Here is a 23,389-nt window from a genome sequence, read left to right on the forward strand (position 1 = left end):
GCAGGAGGCAAGATGAGCCCGACCAACGCGTTCCGAGCCGTGCGCATCCAAAACGACCCGGCCGGCTACCGCAGCGGCATCGAGACCATGGGCGCGGATGCACTCACGCCGGGCGAAGTGCTGGTACAGGTCGCGTGGTCGTCGGTCAACTACAAGGACGCGCTGGCCGGCACCGGCAAGGGCAAGATCCTGCGTCGGTACCCGCTCAACGGCGGCATCGACGTGGCCGGCCATGTGGTCGCCTCGACCGATCCGGCATTCAGGGAAGGCGACGCCGTGCTGTGCACCGGCAGCGGCCTGTCCGAGACGCGCGACGGCGGTTATGCCGAGTACGCCCGGCTGGATGCACGCTGGACCATCCCGCTGCCCGCCGGCCTTTCCCTGCGCGAGAGCATGATCCTGGGTACCGCCGGCTTCACCGCGGCGCTGGCCCTGCTGCGCATGCAGGACAACCGGCAGACGCCGGAGCTCGGCCCGATTGCCGTCACCGGCGCCAGCGGCGGCGTCGGTCAGCTTGCGATCGACATCTTCAGCCGCGCCGGGTATGAGGTTCACGCGATCAGCGGCAAGAGCGACCATTTCGACTTCCTGCAGGACCTCGGCGCCAGCCAGTGCATCGACCGCCACCAGCTCGCCTTCGGCGGCAAGCCGATGGATTCGGCCCGCTTCGGCGGCGCGCTGGACAATGTCGGGGGTCCGATGCTGGCCGGCCTGCTGCCGCTCATCGCGCCCTACGGCAACGTGGCGATCTGCGGCAACGCCGGCGGCATCGCCTTCGACAGCACCGTCATGCCCTTCATCATCCGCGGCGTGAGCCTGCTCGGCATCGCCTCGGCCGGTACCGCCCGCGACCTGCGCGAATCCATCTGGCAGCACCTGGCCGACGACTGGAAGCCCCGACACCTCGACCGCATCGCCACCGACGAGGTCACGCTGGAGCAACTGCCGGCCGTGTTCGAGCGCATGCTGACTGGCCAGTCCTTCGGCCGCACCCTCGTGCGCGTCGGCGGCGGGTGAAGCCCGCGCTTGGAAGCACCCCGCTCGCGGCATAGAATCCACGACAACTACTAGGAACCCCCACCTCATGGCACGAATCCTGATCGTCGACGACTCCCCGTCGCAGCTGCTGGGCCTCAAGCGCATCGTCGAGAAGCTCGGCCATGAGTCGCTGACCGCCGAAGACGGCGCTGCGGGCGTCGAAGCGGCCAAGCGGGAACGTCCCGACCTGATCCTGATGGACGTGGTCATGCCCAACCTCAATGGTTTCCAGGCCACCCGCATCATCAGCAAGGACCCGGACACCGCACACATCCCGGTCGTGCTGGTGACCACCAAGGACCAGGAAACCGACCGCGTGTGGGGCATGCGCCAGGGCGCCAAGGCCTACGTGACCAAGCCGATCAAGGAAGACGAGCTGGTCGCCACCATCAAGCCGCTGCTGCCGGTCTGACACTTCCTTTGACCCTTCGCCTTTTCGCGAAGGGTTGCCAGTACCGCCCGTCCACACGCGACCGGCTTCCCCAGGCTGGAAAGCAGCTTTCCCGCAAGATCGGCCTCTCCCCCAAGCCACCCTGGGAGTAAAACGGAGCAGCCCTGACGCGAAACCCGTCGGAGGTGCTGTTGGGCCATCGGCCCTCCCCGGAAGAGGGTTGAGCGGCGTCACTCGCGACCATTTTTCACCGAGGCGCGTGGCGGTTCGACGTTCAGGAGCGCGATCGGCAGCTCCCCCCGCGAGATCGCCGCTCACCGAGCCCTCCTGCCAAAGGAGAGAGGGCGCGAAAGCGTCAGGCGCGCGGATCGTAGCCCTCGAACTGCTTGTGCAGGGCCTCGTAGGCCTCGCGCTGGGCGTCGCTTTCGGCGGCGGGCGTGCGGATGGACAACTCCACAAGCTGATCCCCCGCCGGGTTGCCCGGTAGGCCACGGCCTTTCAGGCGCAACTTGCGACCCGATTGCGAACCCGCCGGAATCCGCAGGTCCACGGCGCCCGCCAGCGTCGGCACCGGCACCGTGGCCCCCAGCGCCGCTTCCCATGGCGCCAGGGGCAACACGTGCGATACGTTCCGCCCCTCCAGCTTGAACCGCGGGTCATCGCGGATCATCACTTCGAGCATCAGGTCACCGCTGGGGCCGCCGGCGGCACCCGGCTGGCCCTGGCCACTCAGGCGTATCACCTGGCCGGGCAGGATGCCGGCCGGGATCTTCACCTCCAGCACCCGCTCGTTGCCGCCGTCATGAAGCGCCAGGCGTGTGCGTCCGCCATCGAAGGCGGTCTGCAGGTCGATCTGCACCTGCGCCTGCACGTCACGGCCGCGGCGCGGCCTTGCCTGACCACGCGCCCCGCCCCCGGCACGGCCGAACAGGCTCTCGAAGAAATCGCTGAAATCGCCGTCGCCGGCCCCGCCAAACTCGAAGCCGCCGCCCTGCCCCCAACCCGGCGGCGGGCGGAACTGCTCGCCACCACGGTAGCCGCCGGCGCGCAGCTGATCGTACGTGCGGCGCTTTTCCGGATCGCGCAACGCCTCGTTGGCCTCGTTGATCGCCTTGAACCGCTCCTCCGCGCCCGGTTCCTTGTTCTTGTCCGGGTGGTACTGCCGCGCCAGCTTGCGGTAAGCCGACTTGATCTCGGCCTCGCTGGCGTCGGGCTTTACCCCGAGAATGTCGTAATAGTCTTTGAATTCCACTGGCCTTCCTCGGCAAAACTGCGCAGGCAGGCGGCCCGCCGCGGATCTACTCCGCGAGGGGCCGCCCGGATCACGCTACGGTAGCCGCTCAGTGGTTGCCGCTGCTGGAGCTGCCCGCCGAGCCGCCAGCGGTGCCGCTGCCGTGCTCGGTGGAAATCGAGATCCTCCGCGGCGTGGTTTCCGCGCGCTTGGGTATCAGGATTTCCAGCACGCCGTGGCGGCCGACCGCGGTGATGCCCTCCGGATCGGCGCTGTCCGGCAGCGCGAAACGGCGATGGAAAGTCCCATGTGCGCGCTCGATCCGGGTAAATCGACCGGTCTGCTCCTGGTTCTGCACGGTGCGCTCGCCCTTGATGGTCAGGATTCCCTTTTCCATGCTGACCTCGATGTTCGCCGGATCCACGCCGGGGACGTCGACGAAAATCACGAAGCGCCTGTCTTCCTCCTTGATGTCCACGCGCGGCGCCCACTGGCTGGTCACCACGTTGGACGGGTCGGCCTCGTCCTGTTCGAAGAAGCGGTCGAAGGCGTGGCGGATCTCCTCGGGAAACGCATTGGCGGCGTTCCACATCGGATTGCGGTTCGAACTCATGGGCTTGGTCCTCCAGAAAGGGTCACGGCAGCCGCCGCTTGCCCCAAAAGTAGGTGCGGGCGCCGCCGATTCAAGGCGACAGGCGTCGCCGGCCGGGTTTACGATGCCGGCCCAACCCACGGGAAAACCCCATGACTATCCAGATCGGCCAGGCCCTGCCGGACCTCGAGGTGGCCGTGATCGAGGAGGGCGCTCCGGTGCGGCGCCTGTCCATCGCCAGCCTGTTCAAGCAAGGTCGGGTGGTGTTGTTCGCCGTACCCGGCGCCTTCACGCCAACCTGCTCGGACCACCACCTGCCCGGCTATGTACAGCACTACCAGGCGTTTCGGGAACGCGGCGTCGACGTGATCGGAATGGCAGTCAATGACGCCTATGTGATGCAGGCCTGGGCGGCGGTACAGCAGGTGCCACCGGGCCTGAAACTGGTGGCTGACGGCAACGGAAGCTTCACGCGCGCACTGGGATTGGAGTTCGACGGTACCGCGTACGGCATGGGGCTGCGCGCCCGCCGCTTCGCGCTGTATGCCGAAGACGGTGTGGTGCGGCAGCTGCACGTGGAGGCGCCTGGCGAATTCCGCGTGTCGACCGCCGAAGCGATGCTGCAGGCGATCACGACATCCGAGGCCAGGACGGCCGGCTGACGCGGGTGGATCGGCGACCGCCGCGAGTACGGCGCGCGATGGGAGGTGAGCAGGAGCTACGATCCGCCCGCAGTACGCAACATCAGCAAGTCCAGGCCATATTCATCCGATCGCCAAAGGAGCGCTGCCATGCGGTACGTACTGTTCGACAAGGTCAGTAACGAAGTGATCCTGCTCGCCCGGATCCTTCTGGTAGTCCTGTTCGTGCTGTTCGGCTGGAGCAAGCTGACCGACTTCCCGGGGACGGTCGGCTACATGGCGAGCCAGGGCTTGCCGGTGCCGACGCTGGCGGCGGCCGTGGTCGTCCTCATGGAGTTCTTCGTGGGCCTGGCAATCGTGCTCGGCTTCTGCACGCGGCCGCTCGCCCTGCTGCTGGCCCTGTACACGCTCGGCACCGCGTTGATAGGGCACCACTACTGGACGATGGAAGGTGCCGATCGCATGGCCAACATGATCAACTTCTACAAGAACATCTCGATCATTGGTGGCCTGCTGCTGTTGTGCGTCACCGGCCCTGGAAAGTACTCGATCGACCGGCGCTAGCCTCCGGTTCCTGCGCACCAGAAAAGAAAGCCCCGGCGAACCGGGGCTTTCTTCATTCCATCAGGCCTCCGACCCGTCCTGGTCGGGCACCGGCCCCTCCGGCGGGGCGCCCTCGGCAGGCTCGGCGTCCTCGCCGTTGGTTTCCTCGGCATCCAGCCGCACCACGCTGACCAGGTTCTCATCCGCAGGCAGACGGATCAGGGTGACGCCCTGCGTATTGCGCCCCAGTTGCGAAATTTCCCCGACGCGGGTGCGCACCAGCGTGCCCTGGTTGGAGATCAACATGAGCTCGTGGCCTTCGGTGACCTGCACCGCGGCGACCAGCGCGCCATTTCGCTCCGAGCACTGGATGCCGATCACGCCCTGGGTGCCTCGGCCCTTCTTGGTGAACTCCTCCAGCGGCGTGCGCTTGCCATAGCCACGCTCGGTGGCCGTGAGGATGTCGCCTTCGGCCGCCACGATCAGCGACACCACATCGGCGCCCTCGGCCAGGCGCATGCCACGCACGCCGGTGGCGGTGCGTCCCATCGAACGCACGGTGTTCTCGTCGAAGCGATTCACCTTGCCGTTGGAGGCGAACAACAGGATGTCGCTGTTGCCGTTGGTGATGGCCACGTCGACCAGCGCGTCGCCTTCGTCCAGGTTGATCGCGATCTTGCCGCGTTGCAGCTGGAAAGCAAACTCGGTAAGCGGGGTCTTCTTCACCGTGCCGCTGCGGGTGGCGAAGAACACGTAGCAGTCAGGGCTGTACTCGCGGATCGGCAGCACCGCCTGCACCTTCTCGCCTTCGGTCAACGGCAGCAGGTTGACGATCGGCTTGCCGCGCGCACCCGGGCCCGCCTCCGGCATCTGGTAGACCTTGAGCCAGTAGACGCGGCCGGTGCTGGTGAAGGTGAGCAGCGTGTCATGGGTGTTGACCACCCACAGCTGCTCGACGACATCTTCATCCTTGAGCGCCGAGGCCGAGCGGCCCTTGCCACCGCGCTTTTGCGCACGGTACGTGCTGGCCGGCTGGCGCTTGACGTAACCGGTGTGCGACAGCGTGACGACCATGTCCTCCGGCGCGATCAGGTCGAGGACGTTGAGATCCTCCTGCGAGTGCTGGATCTCGGTGCGGCGCGCGTCGCCGTACTCGGCCTTGATGACTTCCAGTTCATCGCGGATCACCTTGAGCAGGACCTCGGGATTCTCGAGGATCTCGATCAGGCCGCGGATGGTTTCCAGGATCTGCCGGTATTCGTCGGAAAGTTTCTCCTGCTCCAACCCGGTCAGGCGGTGCAGGCGCATGGCCAGGATTTCCTGCGCCTGCACCTCGGACAGCTGGTAGCCATCGCCCTTGAGGCCGTCGCGCGGGTCCATCTCTTCCGGCCGCGACGCCTCGGCACCTGCGGCGGCCAGCAGCGTGCTGACCATGCCCGGCTGCCACTTGCGCGCCAGCATGCGCTCGCGTGCCTCGGCCGGCGAGGCGGAGCTGCGGATCAGCTCGATCATCTCCTCGATGTTGGCCAGCGCGACGGTCAGACCTTCGAGGATGTGCGCGCGGGCGCGCGCCTTGCGCAGCTCGAAGATGGTGCGGCGGGTCACCACCTCGCGGCGGTGGCGGATGAACGCCTCGAGGATCTCCTTGAGGTTGAGCAGGCGCGGCTGGCCGTCCAGCAGCGCCACCATGTTGATGCCGAAGGTCACCTGCAACTGCGTCTGCAAAAACAGGTTGTTGAGCACCACGTCGCCCATGGCGTCGCGGCGCACCTCGATCACGATACGCATGCCGTCCTTGTCGGACTCGTCGCGCAGCTCGCTGATGCCCTCGATCTTCTTTTCCTTGACCAGCTCGGCGATCTTCTCGATCAGCCGCGCCTTGTTCACCTGGTAAGGCAACTCGTGGACAAGGATCGTCTCGCGGCCGTTGGCCTCGGTCTCGATCTCGGTGCGCGCGCGCACCAGGATGCGACCTCGGCCAGTGCGGTAGGCCTCGACGATGCCGGCGGCGCCATTGATGATGCCGGCGGTCGGGAAATCCGGACCCGGGATGTACTGCATCAGTTCGTCGACCGAGAGCGAAGGCTCGTCGATCAGCGCGATGGTGCCGGCGATCACCTCGTTGAGGTTGTGCGGCGGCACATTGGTGGCCATGCCGACCGCGATGCCGGCCGAACCGTTGATGAGCAGGTTCGGCACGCGGGTGGGCAACACCAGCGGCTCGCTTTCGCTCTCGTCGTAGTTCGGCCCGAAGTCGACCGTGTCCTTGTCGATGTCGGCCAGTAGTTCGTGCGTGAGGCGCGACATGCGCACTTCGGTGTATCGCATGGCCGCCGCGTTGTCGCCGTCGACCGAACCGAAGTTGCCCTGGCCGTCGACCAGCATGTAGCGCAGCGAGAACGGCTGGGCCATGCGCACGATGGCGTCGTACACCGACGCGTCGCCGTGCGGGTGGTACTTACCGATCACGTCACCGACCACGCGGGCCGATTTCTTGTAGGGCTTGTTCCAGACGTTGCCCAGCTCGTTCATCGCAAAGAGGACGCGGCGATGCACGGGCTTGAGGCCGTCGCGTACATCCGGAAGGGCGCGTCCCACGATCACGCTCATGGCGTAATCGAGGTAGCTCTGGCGCATCTCGTCTTCGATGTTGACGCGGATGACTTCTTTGGCGAGTTCTGCCATCAATCGGCTTCCCAGTGGCTTCCGTGGAACCAAAAAAGGCCGCGCAACGGACGCTGCATGCGCGCGGTTGCGCGGCCCTCAAGCAATCGCGAAATTGTATCACGAATGCGTTTGGAAGTCCCTTATTTTTGCCTTTGAAATCAGCGAGTTAGCCAGCCTGTTTTGACCGCCGGAAAAGCACGCCCCGCGCCGAACAAAAATTGACCAGCGCAGCCACCGCCGACCCGGCCGCCGCGGCCAGCGCCGGCCATCGCCCGAGCGTTTCGAAGGACAGCAGCAGGGCCACGTAAACGGCGTAGTTCACGCACGCGCCCAGGCCCATCAGGCCCATCCAGTGCAGCCATTCGGACAGCGGCGAGCGACCGCTCGCGCGATGGGCGAACGTGTGGCGCCGGTTCCAGGACCACGTCACCGTGGCCGCCAGCAGGAACGACAACACGCGGGCCAGGTACGGGTTCCACCTGCCCCAGCCGACCAGCGCCTGCACGGTGGCGGCGTCCGCCAGCAGGCCGAGCACGCCGCCGATCGCAAACAGCCCTACCTCGCGACGCAACCTCACCGGCCGAACATCGCCTGCATGGCTACCGCATTGGGCCGCTCGATCACTCCACGCTCGGTGACGATCGCATCGATCAACTCCGCCGGCGTGACATCGAACACCGGGTTCCAGGCCTGCGCTCCCTCGACTACCGTGCGGCGTCCGCCGGTGGCGAGCAATTCGTCGGCATGGCGCAGTTCGATCTCGATCGCCTCGCCGTCGGACGTGGCCATGTCGACCGTCGAGGACGGTGCGACCACCATGAACCTGACGCCGTGGTGGCGCGCGGCGATGGCCAGCTGATAGGTGCCGATCTTGTTGGCGGTGTCGCCGTTGGCGGCGATTCGGTCGGCGCCGACGATCACCCATTGCACTTTGCCCGAACGCATCAGGTGGGCGGCGGCCGAGTCGGCGATCAGGTGCGCGGGGATCCGGTCGCGCACCAGTTCGTACATGGTCAGGCGCGCGCCCTGTTGCCACGGACGCGTCTCGCCGGCGAACACCTCGTCGATGCGCCCGCTTGCGACCCCCGCGCGGATCACCCCCAGGGCGGTGCCATAGCCGGCGGTCGCGAGCGAACCGGTGTTGCAATGAGTCAGCACGCCCGAGCCGGGCGCGATGAGCGCCGCACCCAACTCGCCCATATGGCGGTTGGCGGCCAGGTCCTCGTCCTGGATTGCCTGTGCTTCGCGCTCGAGCGCGGCGGCATCCGCGCCGGCGGCGATCCGCGTTTTCATGCGGTCCAGCGCCCACATCAGGTTCACCGCGGTCGGTCGGGCAGCCCGCAGCGTGGCCAGCACCTCATCCAGCGGCGCACCTTGCTGCGCCGCCAGCACCACGCCCCACGCAGCGGCGATGCCGATCGCCGGGGCGCCACGCACGGCAAGGTCACGAATGGCCTGGGTGACCTGCCCGGCGTCGCGACACTCGATCCAGCGCTCCTCGGACGGCAATAGGCGCTGGTCGAGCAGGCACAGGCAACCGCCACGCCACTGCACAGCGCGGATGGTGTCGTGCTCGCGGAGGGATTCGGTAGAGGTATTCATGGCCGGCGTGTACAGCGAAGGGGACGGAAAAGCCTAGCATGCGCGCCGTCGCCGCCTGCCCTGCAGCAAGCTGCGCCCACACATCATCACAAAAGGCGCGTGGTCAGCCGTCGTGCTCGCGCAGCCAGCGATGGATGGCCGGCGGCACTTCGCGCTGGGCGCGCCCGGAGACGTATATGCCGATGTGGCCGCCCTTGAAGGCGAGCTCCGTGTAGTCGTCGCTGCCCACGTGGAGGCCGAGCGCGCGCGAGGCATCGGGCGGGACGAGGTGGTCCTGCTCGGCATAGATGTTGAGGATGGGCTGGGTGATACGCGCCAGGTCCACTGGCTTGCCACCGATCGCGAGGCCGCCCTTGACGAGCTTGTTGGCCTGGAAGAATTCCTTGACGAATTCACGGAACGCCTCGCCGGCCTGGTCGGGCGAATCGAAGATCCAACGCTCCATGCGCAGGAAGTTCTCCAGTTCCTTCGGGTTGTCCAGGATGTCGACCAAATTCACGTACTTCTGCTGCAGCAGGCGCACCGGCTTGAGCGTGAGGTAGACCCAGTTCATCAGTGCCGCCGGGATGTTGCCAAGCGTGTCCACGAACAGGTCGACGTCGATGTCGCGCGCCCAGTGCGAGAGCATGTTGTCGGGCGTGTGGTAGTCCACCGGCGTGACCATGGTGACCAGGTTGCGCACCTTTTCTGGATACAGCGCCGTGTAGCACAGCGAGAACGCACCACCCTGGCAGATGCCAAGCAGGTCGACGGCGTCTGCGCCCGCCTGCGCGCGCACGGCATCGACGCAGCGATCGAGATAGCCGTCTATGTAATCTTCCAGGGTCAACCAGCGGTCGGCGCCGTCCGGGTAACCCCAGTCGATGAGGTACACGTCTTCGCCCTGCGCGAGCAGGTTGCGCACCAGCGAGCGGTCACTCTGCAGGTCGGTCATCCACACGGTGTTGACCAGGGCGTAGACGATGAGCAGCGGCGTCCTGGACGTCGGCTTGCGCTCACCGCGCATGCGCCAGAGCGTGAGCTTGTCCTCGCGGTAGGCCACCTCACGCGGGGTGTCTGCATAGGCCGGCTCCGCCAGGCCGTGCAGGCTGGCCGCGCCGGCGGCGAGCTTGCGCTGGAAAGCGGTGATTTCGTCGAGGATGCGGGCGGGATCCAGCGGACCTGGCGTATGCATGGAATGTCTCAGCGGGGCTTGCGTGGCGCGCGGCCGGCGGTGGATGCGGGCTTTGCCTTGGCCCGAGTGGTAGCCGCCTTGCGTTTGGGCGTCTTTACGGCCGGCTCAGCGGCAGCTTCGCGACCGGCCGCCTGCATGCGCCTCAGTTCACGACGAAGCTCCTGCAGGCGCTCGCCCAATGTGTCGACCTCGCTGCGCGTCGGCAGGCCGACGTCGCGGCACCACTGTTCGACCTGCTGCTGTTGCAACTGGCGCACGCGCATCTGCGTGTTGCCCTGCGCAGCGTAGGCTTCGCGGAATTCGTCCGATAGCGCGATTTCTGCATGGGCTTCCTCCACGGCATCTACCCATAGGTCGTACATGGCCTTGAGCGAATCGACCTGGAAGCCCGGCTCGGCAAGCTTGCGCTGCATACGCTCGGCGCCCTGGGCTTGGGCGCGAGCGAGCAATTCCTGGTAACGCGCGCTCGCCTGCTGGTGGTCGAGCAACGCGCGCAGGAGCGTCTGCTGCCGGGCCTGCTGCTCACGGGTGTGGCCGAAGGCGGGAGTGTCGAGCAGCCCACGCAGTGCGTCGAGGCCGCTGGGAGCGACGCCCATGCCCGGCATGGTCCAGCCGGCGAATGGCGGTACCGGCGGGGAGACGTGGGCGCCCTGCCCGGTCATGGCCGCGGCGGCCTGCTGCATCCAGTCGAGGTAGCCCTTGAGGCCGTCCATGCCGGGCACACTGGCGGGCGCGGCGGCCGGACCAGGCCATTGGCGGCCCCACGCCTCCCATACCTGGCGGCTCAGGGCTTCAAAATCACTGGCAGGGTTGTGCGCGGTCACGGGCTTGCCTTGCGGGGGATCGCAGGGATCGTACCAAAACGGTATGGCAGTGACTTTGCGATATCTGGCCGCCGGGAGCCGTAAGCGGCGCTCTCTTATTCCGGTCGAAAGAGCATCGCTCTCAATGGGGTACCGCAAGAGCGAGGGCTCGTGGCGAGCACAAAAAAAGCGGGCCGATGGGCCCGCTTCTTCTTTCTGATCGATCGGATGCGCTATCGCGCATCGGGAACTCAGCCGTTGGCGGCTTCGTCCTCAGCCACCGCCTTCATGGACAGGCGGATGCGGCCCTGCTTGTCCACTTCGAGCACCTTGACCTTCACGATATCGCCTTCCTTGAGCTTGTCGGAGACCTTCTCCACGCGCTCGGAGGAAATCTGCGAGACGTGCACCAGGCCGTCCTTGCCCGGCATGATCGTCACGAACGCGCCGAAGTCCATCAGCTTGGCGACCTTGCCCTCGTAGATGCGGCCCGGCTCGACGTCGGAGACGATCTGCTCGATGCGCTTCTTGGCCTCGTCGGCCGCCAGGCGGTTGACCGAGGCGATGATCACCGTGCCGTCGTCGCTGATGTCGATCGTGGTGCCGGTCTCTTCGGTGATCGAGCGGATGGTGGCGCCGCCCTTGCCGATGACCTCGCGGATCTTGTCCGGGTGGATCTTGATGGTGAGCAGGCGCGGGGCGTACTCGCTCATTTCCGAACGCGGCGTGCTGATGACCTTGGCCATCTCGCCCAGGATGTGCAGGCGGCCACGCTTGGCCTGCTCCAGCGCCACCTTCATGATCTCTTCGGTGATGCCGTCGATCTTGATGTCCATCTGCAGCGCGGAGATGCCATCGGCGCTACCGGCCACCTTGAAGTCCATGTCGCCGAGATGGTCCTCGTCGCCCAGGATGTCCGACAGCACGACGAAGTCGCCGCCTTCCTTGACCAGGCCCATGGCGATACCGGCCACCGGCGCCTTCAGCGGCACGCCGGCGTCCATCATGGCCAGCGAGGAACCGCACACCGAGGCCATCGAAGACGAGCCGTTCGACTCGGTGATCTCCGAGACCACGCGCAGCACGTACGGGAACTCTTCGATGCTCGGCTTGACCGCCTGCACGCCGCGCTTGGCGAGGCGACCGTGGCCGATCTCGCGACGCTTCGGCGCGCCGAAACGGCCGGCCTCGCCCACCGAGAACGGCGGGAAGTTGTAATGGAACAGGAACGGATCCTTGGACTCGCCTTCCGGCGCGTCGATGATCTGCGCATCACGAGTCGTGCCCAGCGTGGCCACGACCAGCGCCTGCGTCTCGCCGCGAGTGAACAGCGCCGAGCCGTGGGTACGCGGCAGCACGCCCACGCGCACGCTGATCGGACGGATGTCGTCGAGCTGGCGGCCGTCGATGCGCACCTTGGTCTTGAGCACGCTGTCGCGCATGGTGTGGTACTCGAGCTCGCCGAATTCCTTCGACAGCTCGGCACTTGACCAGGCGTTTGCCTCGGCCTGGCCCTTCAGGGATTCAAGCACGTCGGCCTTGATCGCCGCGATCGCGTCGCGGCGCTGCAGCTTGTCGCGCACCTGGAAGGCTTCTTCGAGCTTGTTGCCGACGGCGCCCTTGAGCGCGGCGACCAGCGACTCGTTGCGCGCCGGCGCCTGCCAGGTCGAGGCGGGCTTGGCCGCTTCAGTGGCGAGCTCGGCGATGGTGTTGATCGCGACCTGCATCTGCTTGTGGCCGAACATCACCGCGCCGAGCATGACCTCCTCGGACAGCAGCTTGGCCTCGGACTCGACCATCAGCACGGCACCGGCCGTACCGGCGACGACGAGATCCAGGTCGGACGTCTTCAGTTCGGTATGCGTCGGATTAAGAACGTACTGGCCGTTGACGTAACCAACGCGGGCGGCGCCGATCGGGCCCTTGAACGGGATGCCGGCCAGCGACAGCGCAGCGGAGGCGCCCAGCATCGCGACGATGTCGCCATCAACCTCGGGGTTGAGCGACACAACCTGGGCGATGACCTGCACTTCGTTCTTGTAGTCGTCCGGGAACAGCGGGCGGACCGGGCGGTCGATCAGCCGCGAGGTCAGCGTTTCCTTCTCGGTCGGACGGCCTTCGCGCTTGAAGAAGCCGCCCGGGATGCGGCCGGCCGAGTAGAACTTCTCGACATAGTCGACGGTGAGCGGGAAGAAATCCTGCCCCTCGCGCGGCTTGGCCGCGGCGACAGCGGTGACCAGCACGACGGTGCCGCCCATGCTGACCATGACCGCACCGGACGCCTGGCGGGCGATTTCGCCCGTCTCCAGTGTGACTTCGTGATTACCGTACTGGAATGACTTGGTTACTTTCGCCACTGTGTTGTGTCCTTGTCCGATTAACGGCGGAGGCCGAGGCGTTCGATCAGGGCCTGGTAGCGGCCAAGGTCACGATCCTTGAGGTAGGCAAGCAGGCTCTTGCGGCGATTCACCAGCTGCAGCAGGCCACGACGCGAGTGGTGGTCCTGCTTGTGTTCCTTGAAATGACCGGTGAGGTGGTCGATGCGGGCCGACAGCAGGGCCACCTGCACCTCCGGCGAACCTGTGTCGTTCGGCACGCGGCCGTAGTCAGCAATGATCTTGCTGGTCTGTTCTGCGGTAAGGGACATGGGTATCTCTTCCTTCAAAATGCGGATGCGGAACTTGTGCAACCTCACCGGGCGGTGAAGTTGCACAAGCTCCGCTGGTTGGATGTAAAGCTCTGGAACAAGCTCGCTATTGTAGCGAGGCGGAGCGGTTGGCAACAAGAGTGCGGAAATGGAGCGGTTTACGGGCCGATCGCTCCCGTGGGAGGTTTATCTGACGCGAGCACCCCACCCGGCAGGTTGAAACCACGGACGATCCGCACCCGGCCCGATGGATCCGGCTCGACCATTGCCAGCAGGCGCCCGTCCGGGGCGAAGGCGGCGCTGCGGCCCTGGTCCGGATCGCCCGGCCAGGGTATCTGCCGGCCCTGGGTGACTGCGAAAGCCTGATCCTCGTCCAGCGCCAGCGCCGGCAGATCGGCCAACCCGGCCGACAGCGGCAACAGCAGCGCATCCAACGCCGCCTCGCCCTGCCCGGCCGCCGCCTCAAGATCGGCCAGCGTGACCATGACCGGTTCGCGGAACGGTTCGACCCATAGCCTGCGCAACGCGGTCAGATGCGCGCCGCAGCCCAGGCGTTCGCCCAGGTCCACGGCCAGGCTGCGGATGTAGGTGCCCGAGCCACACTCCACCAGCAGGCTCAGGCGGTCGCCTTCGTGAGCGAGGCATTCCAGCCGGTGGATCTCCACTTCGCGTGGCGGCACGTCGACGATCTCGCCGCGGCGGGCTTTCACGTAGAGCGGCTCGCCGCCCTGCTTGAGGGCCGAGTACACCGGCGGAACCTGCATGATGCGCCCGCGCAGGGTGGCGAGCGCCTGTTCGATGACGGCGGCCTCCAGCGCTGGCACGGGCCGCTGTTCCACGACCTCGCCTTCGAGGTCGGCCGTGGTGGTGGTCACGCCGAGCCGGCACTCGGCCAGATACGCCTTGCGCGCCCCCAGCAGCATCCCGGCAATCTTCGTGCCCTCGCCAAAGCACAGCGGCAGCAGGCCGGTCGCCAGCGGATCGAGCGCGCCGGTATGGCCGCCTTTGGCCGCGCGCACCAGGCGGCGAGCCGCCTGCAGGGCCTGGTTCGAACTCATCCCCAGCGGCTTGTCGAGCAACAGGATCCCGTGCAGGTCGCGCAGCCGGCGCGCGGGGTCCTGACGGGAAGCCCGGGACCTACGATTCGCTTTCGCCATCGGGATTCGGCTGGATGTCGCCCGAGTCGCGCAGCAGGCGCTCGATCCGCTCGCTCTTGTCGACCGAATCGTCGTACTTGAAACGTAGTTCCGGCACGCGCCGTAGGCGCATGCTGCGCGAGAGCGTACGACGGAATTCGATCGCCAGTTCGTTCAGAGCCTTGACGGCTTCCTTCGCGCGCTCGGCCTGCAGTGCGGTGACCCACACCGTGGCGAAGTCGAGGTCGCGGGTGACTTCCACGTCGGAAACGCTGACCGACGGCAGCGCGTGGTCACGCACGGCGGCGTGGACAAGCAAACCGAGTTCGCGACGGAGCTCGGCGCCTACGCGGTCGGTGCGTTTGAAGTCGCGTGAAGGCATGGTGGCTCCAGTCAAAAGTGCTGCTGCCGCGCAGCGGCAGCCTCATGGTCGCCCCTCCCTCCGGGAAGAGGATGGGCGAGGGGCGGGCCCGCGTCAGTCCAGCAGACGCTGGCGCTGGAGCGGCCCTGACCCGACCCTCTCCCGGACGGGAGAGGGAGCGATGCACCATTACAGCGTGCGGGCAACCTCGATGCGCTCGAAGCACTCGATCTGGTCGCCGACCTTCACGTCGTTGTACTGCTTCACGGCGATACCGCATTCCATGCCGTTGCGCACTTCGTCGACGAGTTCCTTGAAGCGGCGCAGCGATTCCAGTTCGCCCTGGAAGATCACCGTGTTGTCGCGCAGCACCCGGATCGGCTTGTTCCGCTTGACCGTGCCTTCGGTGATCATGCAGCCGGCCACCGCGCCGAACTTGGAGCTGCGGAAGACCTCGCGGACCTGAGCTACGCCGATGATCTCCTCGCGCACTTCCATGCCCAGCAGACCCGAAGCGGCCTGCTTCACCTGGTCGATGACGTCGTAGATGATCGAGAAGTAGCGGACATCCAGGCCGGCGGTATCGATGACCTTGCGCGCCGAGGCATCGGCACGGACGTTGAAGCCGATGACCAGCGCCTTCGAGGCGGCCGCCAGCGTCGCGTCGGACTCGGTAATGCCGCCGACGCCGGCGGCGATCACGTTGACCTTCACGTTCTCGTTGCCGATCTGGCTGAGCGAATCGCGCAACGCCTGCACCGAACCCTGCACGTCGGCCTTGACCAGGATGTTGAGCGTCTGCTGCTCGGCGCCCTGGCCCATCAGCGCCATGATGTCCTCGAGGCGGTTGGCCTTGCTGACCATGCGCGTCTCGCGGCGCTTCTGCTGGCGCTCGGCGGCCACTTCGCGCGCCAGGCGCTCATCGGCGACCACGACGAAGTCGTCACCGGCCTCCGGCACGCCGGACAGGCCAAGCACCTGCACGGGAATGGACGGACCGGCTTCCTGCACGGTCTTGCCGTTCTCGTCGACCAGCGCGCGCATGCGGCCATACTCCACGCCGCAGACGACGAAATCGCCGCGCTTCAACGTACCCTGTTGCACCAGCACGGTGGCGACCGGGCCACGGCCCTTGTCCAGGCTGGACTCGATCACCACGCCGGAAGCGGGGCCGTCGAACACCGCGGTCAGCTCCATCACCTCGGCCTGCACGGAAAGAGCGTCCAGCAGGTCGTCGATGCCCATGCCGGTCTTTGCCGACACCGGGATGAACGGCGTATCGCCGCCCCACTCTTCCGGGATGACCTCGAGGTTGCCCAGGCCCTGCTTGACGTGGTCCGGGTTGGCGTCGGACTTGTCCATCTTGTTGAGCGCCACGATCAGCGGCACCTTGGCGGCGCGCGCGTGCTGCACGGCCTCGGCCGTCTGCGGCATGACGCCGTCATCGGCCGCCACCACCAGCACCACGATATCGGTCGACTGCGCGCCGCGGGCGCGCATCGAGGTGAACGCGGCATGGCCCGGGGTGTCCAGGAACGTGATCACGCCCTTGGGCGTTTCCACGTGGTACGCGCCGATGTGCTGGGTGATGCCGCCGGCCTCGCCCGCCGCCACCTTGGTACGACGGATGTAATCCAGCAGAGAGGTCTTGCCGTGGTCCACGTGGCCCATGATGGTAACTACCGGCGGACGCGCGGACTTCTCGCCTTCCAGTTCGGCGTTCTGCGTGTGCGCGGCCAGTGCGGCCTCGGCGTTGTTCTCGCTTGCTTCGACCGGCGTATGGCCGAGTTCCTCGACTACCAGCGTCGCGGTGTCGCGGTCGATGGTCTGGTTGATGGTGGCCATCACGCCCATCTTGAAGAGCGCCTTGACCACCTCCGAACCCTTGACCGCCATCTTCTGGGCAAGGTCGGCGACCACGTTGGCCTCGCCCACCACCACTTCGCGCACGACCGGTGCGGTCGGGCGGGAGAAGCCGTGGGGACCCGAGGCAGCACCCGTGCCGCCGCGGGTCATCTCGCGCCCGCCCTTGCCCGGCTTGCCGCGCTTGCTGGAACGGCGCGCGCGATCGGCATCGGACAGGTGCAGCTCGCCACCGGCGAAACGCTTGCCGCCAGGGCCTTCGTCGCGATCGCGGCCATAGCGCGCCTTGGCGGCGCCACGGGCATCGGCGGGGGCCGGTGCCGGAGCGGGTGCCGGCGCCGGAGCGGGAGCTGCAACGACCTTCTTTTCCCGCTTACGCGGTTCATGGATGCGCGGCACGATCATGCCGAACGCACTGTGATCGGTACCGGAGGACGGCGCCGGCGCGGGGGCCGCAACGGTCCTGGCGGTGGCCGGCGCCGGCGCCTCGGCGGCGGCTTCCTGAGCGGAGGCCTCCATGGGAACCGGGACCTCGGCAGGCTGCTCGATGGCCGCCTGTTCGCTCTGGCGCTGTGCTTCCTCGGCCCGGTGCTGCTCGTCCAGCGCGCGCTGCTGCGCCTCCTGCTGGCGGCGCTGCTCCGATTCCAGGCGCTCGCGCTCCTCATGCTCGCGCTGCTGCTGCGACTCGGCCAGCTTGCGCACGGCCTCCTCGCGCTCGGGCTCGGCACTCGCCTCTTCGGCGATCACGCTGCGCTTGACGTAGGTGCGCTTGGCGCGCACTTCGACGTTCACCGTCTTGGCGCTGCTCGCCGCACCGCGGCCACCAGGCGTGGCGACCTTCAGTTCGCTGACCTTGCGGCGCTTCAGGGTGATCTGGCGCGGAGCGCTGTCTTCCGCCTCCGGAGCAGCCTCGCCCTTGCCATGCGTGCGGCGCAGGAAGCCCAGCAGCTTCATCCTTTCGGTGGTGCTGATGAACTGCTCGGGGGCAGAGAAGTTCATGCCAGCCTCGGCAAGCTGACCGAGCAGCTTGTCAACCGGCATTTTCACTTGCTCGGCAAGTTGTTTGATCGTGATATCCGACATCGTGTTCTTTCTCCGCCGTTCCCGCGCTTATCGTCCGTGCGGCCCAGGCCTGCACGTCCACCTCCATCCATGGCGGAAGACCCGCAGGTCCTCCTCGGCGCGCCCTTCCAAAGGCGCCACCGTCCGCGGTTAGCCGCCCTTCTCCAGTCGCTCGATCATCGGTGCGCGGGCCGCCATGATCAACGCGGCGGCGCGTTCCTCGTCCATGCCATCGATGTCGATCAGGTCGTCGACCGCGAGGTCGGCCAAGTCGTCCACCGTACTGATTTCACGTGCAGCCAGCGCATAGGCGGTGGCCTCGTCCATGCCGGGCAGGCCGAGCAGTTCCTCGGACGGTTCGGCGATGCCTTCCTCGACAGCCAGCGCCTCGGTGAGCAGCGCGTCGCGGGCGCGGGCGCGAAGCTCCTCGACGATGTCCTCGTCGAAGCCTTCGACCGCCAGCAGCTCGGCGCTCGGCACGTAGGCGATTTCCTCGACGCTGGAGAAACCTTCCTGCACCAGGATGTTGGCGATCTCCTCGTCCACTTCCAGCTTGTCCATGAACAGCTGGCGTGCGGCCTGCTGCTCGGACTCGCTCTTGGCGGTGACCTGGTCCTGGGTCATCACGTTGAGCTGCCAGCCGGTGAGCTTGCTCGCCAGTCGCACGTTCTGGCCGCCGCGGCCGATCGCCTGGGACAGCTTGTCCTCGGCAACCGCGATGTCCATCGAGTGCTTTTCCTCGTCCATGATGATGGACTGCACTTCGGCCGGTGCCATCGCATTGATGACGAACTGCGCCTGGTTGTCGTGCCACAGGATGATGTCGACGCGCTCGCCGTTGAGCTCGTTGGACACTGCCTGCACGCGCGAACCGCGCATGCCGATGCAGGCGCCGATGGGATCGGTGCGGCTGTCGTGCGCGATGACGGCGATCTTGGCGCGATCGCCCGGGTCGCGGGCGCAGCCCTTGATTTCGACCAGGCCCTGGCCGACTTCCGGCACCTCGAGCTTGAACAGTTCGATCATGAATTCCGGCGCGGCGCGCGAGACGAACAGCTGCGGGCCGCGGACTTCCGAGCGGACCTCATACAGGTAGCCGCGCACGCGGTCGCCGACGCGGGCCGACTCGCGCGGAATCGTCTTGTCGCGCGGGATGAAGGCCTCGGCATTGCCGCCCAGGTCCAGGTACACGTTGCCGCGCTCGACGCGCTTGACGATGCCGGTGATCAGCTCGCCGATGCGATCCTTGTAGGCGTCGACCACCTGCTGGCGCTCGGCCTCGCGCACGCGCTGCACGATCACCTGCTTGGCGGCCTGCGCGGCGATGCGGCCGAACTCGGCATTCTCGATCTGCTGCTCGATGAAGTCGCCGACCTCGGAGCCTTCCTTCTCGTCCAGCGCGTCCATCAGGCGCAGCTGGTGATACGGGGATTCCATCTCGCCGTCGTCGGCGATGACTTCCCAGCGTCGGAAGGTCTCGTAATCGCCACTCGTGCGGTCGATCGCGACGCGAATGTCCGGATCCTCTTCCGGGTAGCGCTTCTTGGCGGCGGAAGCCAGCGCGGCTTCCATCGCCTCGAAGATCACTTCGCGCGGCACGCCTTTTTCATTGGCGACCGCGTCGACGACCAGCAACAGTTCTTTGCTCATTGCAGCAACCTCGGTATTTGTGCGCCCATCCATGAACGCGAGGATCAAGAAGCGGCCTTCCATGGACGCACTCTCAAATTTGTTCCGGCTTCGCTGGTGCTTATTCGCCGGTCTTTTTTGCGGATTTCCTGCCGCCCGGCTTGGGCTGCGGCACGTAGCCCAGCGCTGCCCAGTCCGGCACCACGCGCGCGCTTTCCACGTCGGCATGGTCGAATTCGAACGTCTTGCCCTCGGCCTCGAAAGTCAGCTTGTCGCCATCGACCGCGGCGAGCCTGCCACGCAGACGGCGACGACCCTCGATCGGCGCCTTCAGCAGCACCTTCACTTCCTGACCCACCACCCCGGCGAACTGGGCCGCCGTAAACAGCGGACGATCGATGCCTGGCGAAGAAACCTCGAGCACGTAATGGCCCGGAATCGGATCTTCCACGTCCAGCATCGCCGAGAGCTCGCGACTGGCCGCCTCGCAGTCGTCCAGCGTCACCTCACGCCCCTCGGCGCGATCGAGCACGTCCAGATAAACGCGCAGGGTACTCTGCCCTTGCGACGGGGAAAACTCCACACCGAGGCATTCCAGGCCAAGATCGGCCAGGACGTCGGTGAAGCGTTGTGCGAGTGCCTGCGTATCCATAGTCGTCGTTTGCGTGATTCCAGAAACAAAAAAAGGGCACAACGGCCCATTTCCTTACCCCGACGATGTGCCGACTCGTCCAGGCTCTTTCCGGCGGCGCGTCGACCTTGCAACGGTCGATGCATCGCGACGCATCCTTGCGCCCAACAAAAAAGCCTCACGAGGAGGCTTTCTTGTTCTAAGAAAGATCTGGTAGCGGGGGCAGGATTCGAACCTGCGACCTTCGGGTTATGAGCCCGACGAGCTGCCAGACTGCTCCACCCCGCATCAGAGTCCGCAAACTATAGCGGCATGGCCGATTTCTTGCAAGCTTTTCCGTACCGTTTTTCTTCTCAGGGTGGGCTTCAGCCCATCTTCCCGCAGGGTGGCCCAAGCCACCCCTGCGAAAACCATCAGCCCGCGAAGGCCGAGCGGCACCAGCCCAGTAGCGGCCCCCAGTACAAGCCCAGCGCCAGCAGCACCAGCGCATTGAGCGACAGCGCGGTGCGCAGGAATCCATCCGATTGCGGACGCACTTCCAGACCTTCGGCGGGCTTGTCGAAATACATGACCTTGACCACGCGCAAGTAGTAGTACAGGCCAATGATCGCGAACACCGCACCGACGATCGCCAGCCACAGCATGCCGGCATCGATCGCCGCCTGCAGCACCAGCAGCTTGGCAAAGAAGCCGAACATCGGTGGCACGCCGGCAAGCGAGAACATGGCCAGCATCATCAGGAATGCCATCCACGGCGAGCGCTGGTTGAGGCCCTTGAAGTCATCGATTTCCTCGCACTCGAAACCAGCCCGCGCCAGCGCCAGGATCACGCCGAAGGCGGCGGTGCTCATCAGCGCGTAGCAGATGGCGTAGAACATCGCGGCCGCGTAACCCTCGGGACCCGCATTGACCAGGCCAAGCAGCAGGAAGCCCATGTGCGAGATGGTCGAATAGGCCAGCAGGCGCTTGAGGTTGGTCTGCACGATCGCGACCAGGTTGCCGATCGCCAGCGATGCGACCGCCAGCACCGCCAGCATCAACTGCCACTGCCCCGCCAGTCCGCCCATGCCCGATTCGAGCAGACGATAGGCCATGCCGAACGCGGCGATCTTGGAGGTCGATGCGACAAACGTGGTGACTGCCGTGGGAGCACCCTGGTAGACGTCCGGAATCCACATGTGGAACGGCGCCACGCCCAGCTTGAAGCTGATCCCGACGATCATGAAGATCAGCCCGAACACCATCAGGTTGGACATGCCCGCCTGCACCACTGCGCCGTGCAGCTGCGCGAGCGCCAGCGTGCCGGTGGCGCCATAGACCATCGACATGCCGTACAGCAGCATGCCCGAGGAAAGCGCGCCCAGCACGAAGTACTTCATCGCCGCCTCGGACGACAGCGGCGAATCGCGGTTCAGCGCCACCAGCCCGTACGAGCACAGCGTCAGCAGCTCGAGGCCCAGGTACACCATCACCAGGTTGCCGGCCGAGACCAGCAGCATGGCGCCGATGGTGGCGAAGATCATCAGCGTGTAGAACTCGCCCTGGAACAGCTTGCGGTCCACCAGGTACGGGCGAGAGAAGACGAAGATCAGGCCGGTGCACAGCAGTGCGAAGACCTTGAGGATCTCTGCGGCCTGGTCGCGCACGAACATGCCGCCGAAGGCGGTCACCGTCACGTCCGGCTGGCCGGCCACCACGAGGTAGATGCCGACCAGCACCACCAGAATGGACACCCAGTGCAGGATGTTCCTCTGCTCCGGCTTCATCCAGGCGTCCAGCAGCAACAGGAGGCACGCCGCCGACACCAGATAGAACTCCGGCAGCATGATCATGATGTCGTTGAGATTGGGCATTGGCGTGTAATTCCGCTTAGATCTTGTGAACGGCGAGCTGCTGCACCAACTGGGACACCGAGGCGTCCATCAGGTGGATCAGCGGCTGCGGCCAGATGCCCAGCGCCAGTACGGCGAGTGCGAAGGCGGCCAGCACGAACGTTTCGCGTCCGTTGATTTCCTTCATCTCGCGCACGTGCGGGTTGGTGATGTCGCCCCACAGCACACGCTTGACCATCCACAGCGTGTACGCCGCGCCGATGATCAGGGTGAAGGCGGCGAACAGCGCGATCCACGGGTTGGCCGCGAAGCTGGCCAGCACCACCATGAATTCGCCGACGAAACCGCTGGTGCCCGGCAGGCCGGAGTTGGCCATGGCGAAGAACACGTAGAAGAATCCGAACCACGGCATCACGTTGATCACGCCGCCGTAGTCCTTGATCAGTCGCGTATGCATGCGGTCGTACATGACACCGATGCAGGAGAACATCGCGCCGGACACGAACCCGTGCGAAATCATCTGCACCATCGCACCCTGCATGCCGAGCTTGGCCGCGTCCAGGTTGTTGGCATCGCGTACCAGCATGAAGGCGATGAAGATGCCCAGTGTCACGAAGCCCATGTGCGCCACGGACGAATACGCCACCAGCTTCTTCATGTCCTCCTGCACCAGCGCCACGTAGCCGATGTAGACCACCGCGATCAGGCTGAGCACGATGATCAGCCAGGCGAAATGCTCGGACGCGTCCGGCACGATCGGCAGCGAGAAGCGCAGGAAACCGTATCCGCCGATCTTCAGCATCACTGCGGCCAGCACCACCGAACCGCCAGTCGGCGCCTCCACGTGGGCATCCGGCAACCAGGTGTGCACCGGCACCATCGGGACCTTCACCGCGAAGGCGATCAGGAAGGCGAAGAACAGCCAGGTCTGCTCCTTCATCGTCAGGGGCAGCGCGGCCAGCGTGTGCAGATCGAAGGTTCCCGCCTTCAGGTACAGGTAGATCAGCCCGATCAGCATGAAGATCGAGCCGAGGAAGGTATAGATGAAGAACTTCAGTGTGGCGTAGACGCGCCGCGGGCCACCCCAGATGCCGATCAGGATGAACATCGGGATGAGCATCGCCTCGAAGAACACGTAGAACAGCAACGCGTCGGTGGCGCAGAACACGCCGATCATCAGGCCCTCGAGCACCAGCATGGCGGCCATGTACTGGTGCGGCTTGTCCTGGATCACCTCCCAGGCGCCCACGATCACCAGGATCGTGACGAAGCTGGTGAGCAGGATCAGCGCTACCGAGATGCCATCCACGGCCAGGCCATAGTGCACGCCGAGCGAAGCAATCCAGACGTGGCTTTCCACCAGCTGCATGGCGCTATCGGCCGGGGCGTAGCCGGTCAGCAGGAACAGGCTGGCCACGAAGGTCAGCACCGCTACCAGCAGCGAGATCCAGCGGGCCAGGCCCGGGCGGCCGCTGCCGGCCAGCAGCACCGGGATGGCGCCGACGATGGGGAGCCAGATCAGCAGGCTGAGCAAGTGATTGAACAT

General features: G+C 66.0%; 20 protein-coding genes and 1 tRNA gene. 4 read left to right on the forward strand and 17 right to left on the reverse strand.

Going from position 1 to position 23,389, the window contains the following annotated elements:
* Window positions 1-12 precede the first annotated feature (12 nt).
* Both LQ772_RS09810 and pilH read left to right on the forward strand, forming a co-directional pair.
* Window positions 13-1,017, forward strand: coding sequence for a YhdH/YhfP family quinone oxidoreductase (locus LQ772_RS09810; RefSeq protein WP_231320525.1), 1,005 nt, complete (start codon window positions 13-15; stop codon window positions 1,015-1,017).
* A 67-nt stretch (window positions 1,018-1,084) separates the two neighbouring features.
* Window positions 1,085-1,450: a twitching motility response regulator PilH gene (gene pilH / locus LQ772_RS09815; protein WP_231320527.1), complete on the forward strand. Its 366-nt coding sequence runs from the start codon at window positions 1,085-1,087 to the stop codon at window positions 1,448-1,450.
* A 334-nt stretch (window positions 1,451-1,784) separates the two neighbouring features.
* Here the strand turns inward: pilH and LQ772_RS09820 are convergent, their stop codons facing one another.
* Both LQ772_RS09820 and LQ772_RS09825 read right to left on the reverse strand, forming a co-directional pair.
* Window positions 1,785-2,681, reverse strand: coding sequence for a DnaJ C-terminal domain-containing protein (locus LQ772_RS09820; protein ID WP_231320529.1), 897 nt, complete (start codon window positions 2,679-2,681; stop codon window positions 1,785-1,787).
* A gap of 88 nt (window positions 2,682-2,769) precedes the next feature.
* Window positions 2,770-3,273, reverse strand: a complete 504-nt coding sequence (locus LQ772_RS09825; RefSeq protein WP_231320530.1) for an Hsp20/alpha crystallin family protein — start codon at window positions 3,271-3,273, stop codon at window positions 2,770-2,772.
* Window positions 3,274-3,404: 131 nt separating this feature from the next.
* On the opposite strand from LQ772_RS09825, the gene LQ772_RS09830 reads away from it, so the two are divergent.
* Together LQ772_RS09830 and LQ772_RS09835 are read left to right on the forward strand one after the other, a co-directional pair.
* Window positions 3,405-3,914: a peroxiredoxin gene (locus LQ772_RS09830; RefSeq protein WP_231320532.1), complete on the forward strand. Its 510-nt coding sequence runs from the start codon at window positions 3,405-3,407 to the stop codon at window positions 3,912-3,914.
* A gap of 129 nt (window positions 3,915-4,043) precedes the next feature.
* Window positions 4,044-4,457 (forward strand): DoxX family protein, encoded by a 414-nt coding sequence (locus tag LQ772_RS09835; protein ID WP_231320534.1) that lies wholly within the window; start codon window positions 4,044-4,046, stop codon window positions 4,455-4,457.
* A gap of 60 nt (window positions 4,458-4,517) precedes the next feature.
* Here LQ772_RS09835 and gyrA read toward each other — a convergent pair whose 3' ends face one another.
* The 15 genes from gyrA to LQ772_RS09910 all read right to left on the reverse strand — a co-directional run bounded on the left by gyrA (window position 4,518) and on the right by LQ772_RS09910 (window position 23,389).
* Window positions 4,518-7,121: a DNA gyrase subunit A gene (gene gyrA / locus LQ772_RS09840; protein ID WP_231320536.1), complete on the reverse strand. Its 2,604-nt coding sequence runs from the start codon at window positions 7,119-7,121 to the stop codon at window positions 4,518-4,520.
* A 148-nt stretch (window positions 7,122-7,269) separates the two neighbouring features.
* Complete coding sequence (locus LQ772_RS09845) at window positions 7,270-7,680, reverse strand: GtrA family protein (protein ID WP_231320538.1); 411 nt, start codon at window positions 7,678-7,680, stop codon at window positions 7,270-7,272.
* Window positions 7,677-8,705, reverse strand: a complete 1,029-nt coding sequence (gene mtnA / locus LQ772_RS09850; RefSeq protein ID WP_231320540.1) for an S-methyl-5-thioribose-1-phosphate isomerase — start codon at window positions 8,703-8,705, stop codon at window positions 7,677-7,679. The genes LQ772_RS09845 and mtnA overlap by 4 nt, the downstream gene beginning before the upstream one ends.
* Before the next feature lie 103 nt (window positions 8,706-8,808).
* The gene (phaC, locus tag LQ772_RS09855; protein ID WP_231320542.1) at window positions 8,809-9,879 is read right to left on the reverse strand and encodes a class III poly(R)-hydroxyalkanoic acid synthase subunit PhaC; all 1,071 of its coding nucleotides are present in this window, start codon (window positions 9,877-9,879) and stop codon (window positions 8,809-8,811) included.
* Window positions 9,880-9,887: 8 nt separating this feature from the next.
* Window positions 9,888-10,592: a poly(R)-hydroxyalkanoic acid synthase subunit PhaE gene (locus tag LQ772_RS09860; protein WP_231320544.1), complete on the reverse strand. Its 705-nt coding sequence runs from the start codon at window positions 10,590-10,592 to the stop codon at window positions 9,888-9,890.
* 341 nt (window positions 10,593-10,933) lie between these two features.
* Window positions 10,934-13,039, reverse strand: a complete 2,106-nt coding sequence (pnp, locus tag LQ772_RS09865) for a polyribonucleotide nucleotidyltransferase (RefSeq protein ID WP_231320545.1) — start codon at window positions 13,037-13,039, stop codon at window positions 10,934-10,936.
* A gap of 20 nt (window positions 13,040-13,059) precedes the next feature.
* Entirely contained in the window at window positions 13,060-13,329 is a 270-nt protein-coding gene (rpsO, locus tag LQ772_RS09870; protein ID WP_231320547.1) for a 30S ribosomal protein S15, read from the reverse strand.
* A gap of 158 nt (window positions 13,330-13,487) precedes the next feature.
* A complete protein-coding gene (gene truB, locus LQ772_RS09875) occupies window positions 13,488-14,486 on the reverse strand; it encodes a tRNA pseudouridine(55) synthase TruB (RefSeq protein ID WP_425600781.1) in 999 nt (332 codons plus the stop codon).
* A complete protein-coding gene (rbfA, locus tag LQ772_RS09880; RefSeq protein WP_231320549.1) occupies window positions 14,467-14,847 on the reverse strand; it encodes a 30S ribosome-binding factor RbfA in 381 nt (126 codons plus the stop codon). The genes truB and rbfA overlap by 20 nt, the downstream gene beginning before the upstream one ends.
* Window positions 14,848-15,015: 168 nt before the next feature.
* The gene (gene infB, locus LQ772_RS09885; protein ID WP_231320551.1) at window positions 15,016-17,772 is read right to left on the reverse strand and encodes a translation initiation factor IF-2; all 2,757 of its coding nucleotides are present in this window, start codon (window positions 17,770-17,772) and stop codon (window positions 15,016-15,018) included.
* A gap of 129 nt (window positions 17,773-17,901) precedes the next feature.
* On the reverse strand, window positions 17,902-19,401 hold the full coding sequence (gene nusA / locus LQ772_RS09890) for a transcription termination factor NusA (protein WP_231320553.1): 1,500 nt from the start codon (window positions 19,399-19,401) through the stop codon (window positions 17,902-17,904).
* A 100-nt stretch (window positions 19,402-19,501) separates the two neighbouring features.
* Window positions 19,502-20,032: a ribosome maturation factor RimP gene (locus LQ772_RS09895; RefSeq protein ID WP_231326000.1), complete on the reverse strand. Its 531-nt coding sequence runs from the start codon at window positions 20,030-20,032 to the stop codon at window positions 19,502-19,504.
* Between the two features lie 190 nt (window positions 20,033-20,222).
* Window positions 20,223-20,299 (reverse strand) — tRNA-Met (locus LQ772_RS09900).
* Window positions 20,300-20,424: 125 nt separating this feature from the next.
* Window positions 20,425-21,864 (reverse strand): NADH-quinone oxidoreductase subunit NuoN, encoded by a 1,440-nt coding sequence (nuoN, locus tag LQ772_RS09905; RefSeq protein ID WP_231320555.1) that lies wholly within the window; start codon window positions 21,862-21,864, stop codon window positions 20,425-20,427.
* A 16-nt stretch (window positions 21,865-21,880) separates the two neighbouring features.
* Window positions 21,881-23,389, reverse strand: a complete 1,509-nt coding sequence (locus LQ772_RS09910) for an NADH-quinone oxidoreductase subunit M (protein ID WP_231320557.1) — start codon at window positions 23,387-23,389, stop codon at window positions 21,881-21,883.

Source organism: Frateuria edaphi (genome assembly GCF_021117405.1).
GTDB classification, from domain to species: Bacteria; Pseudomonadota; Gammaproteobacteria; order Xanthomonadales; family Rhodanobacteraceae; genus Frateuria_A; species Frateuria_A edaphi.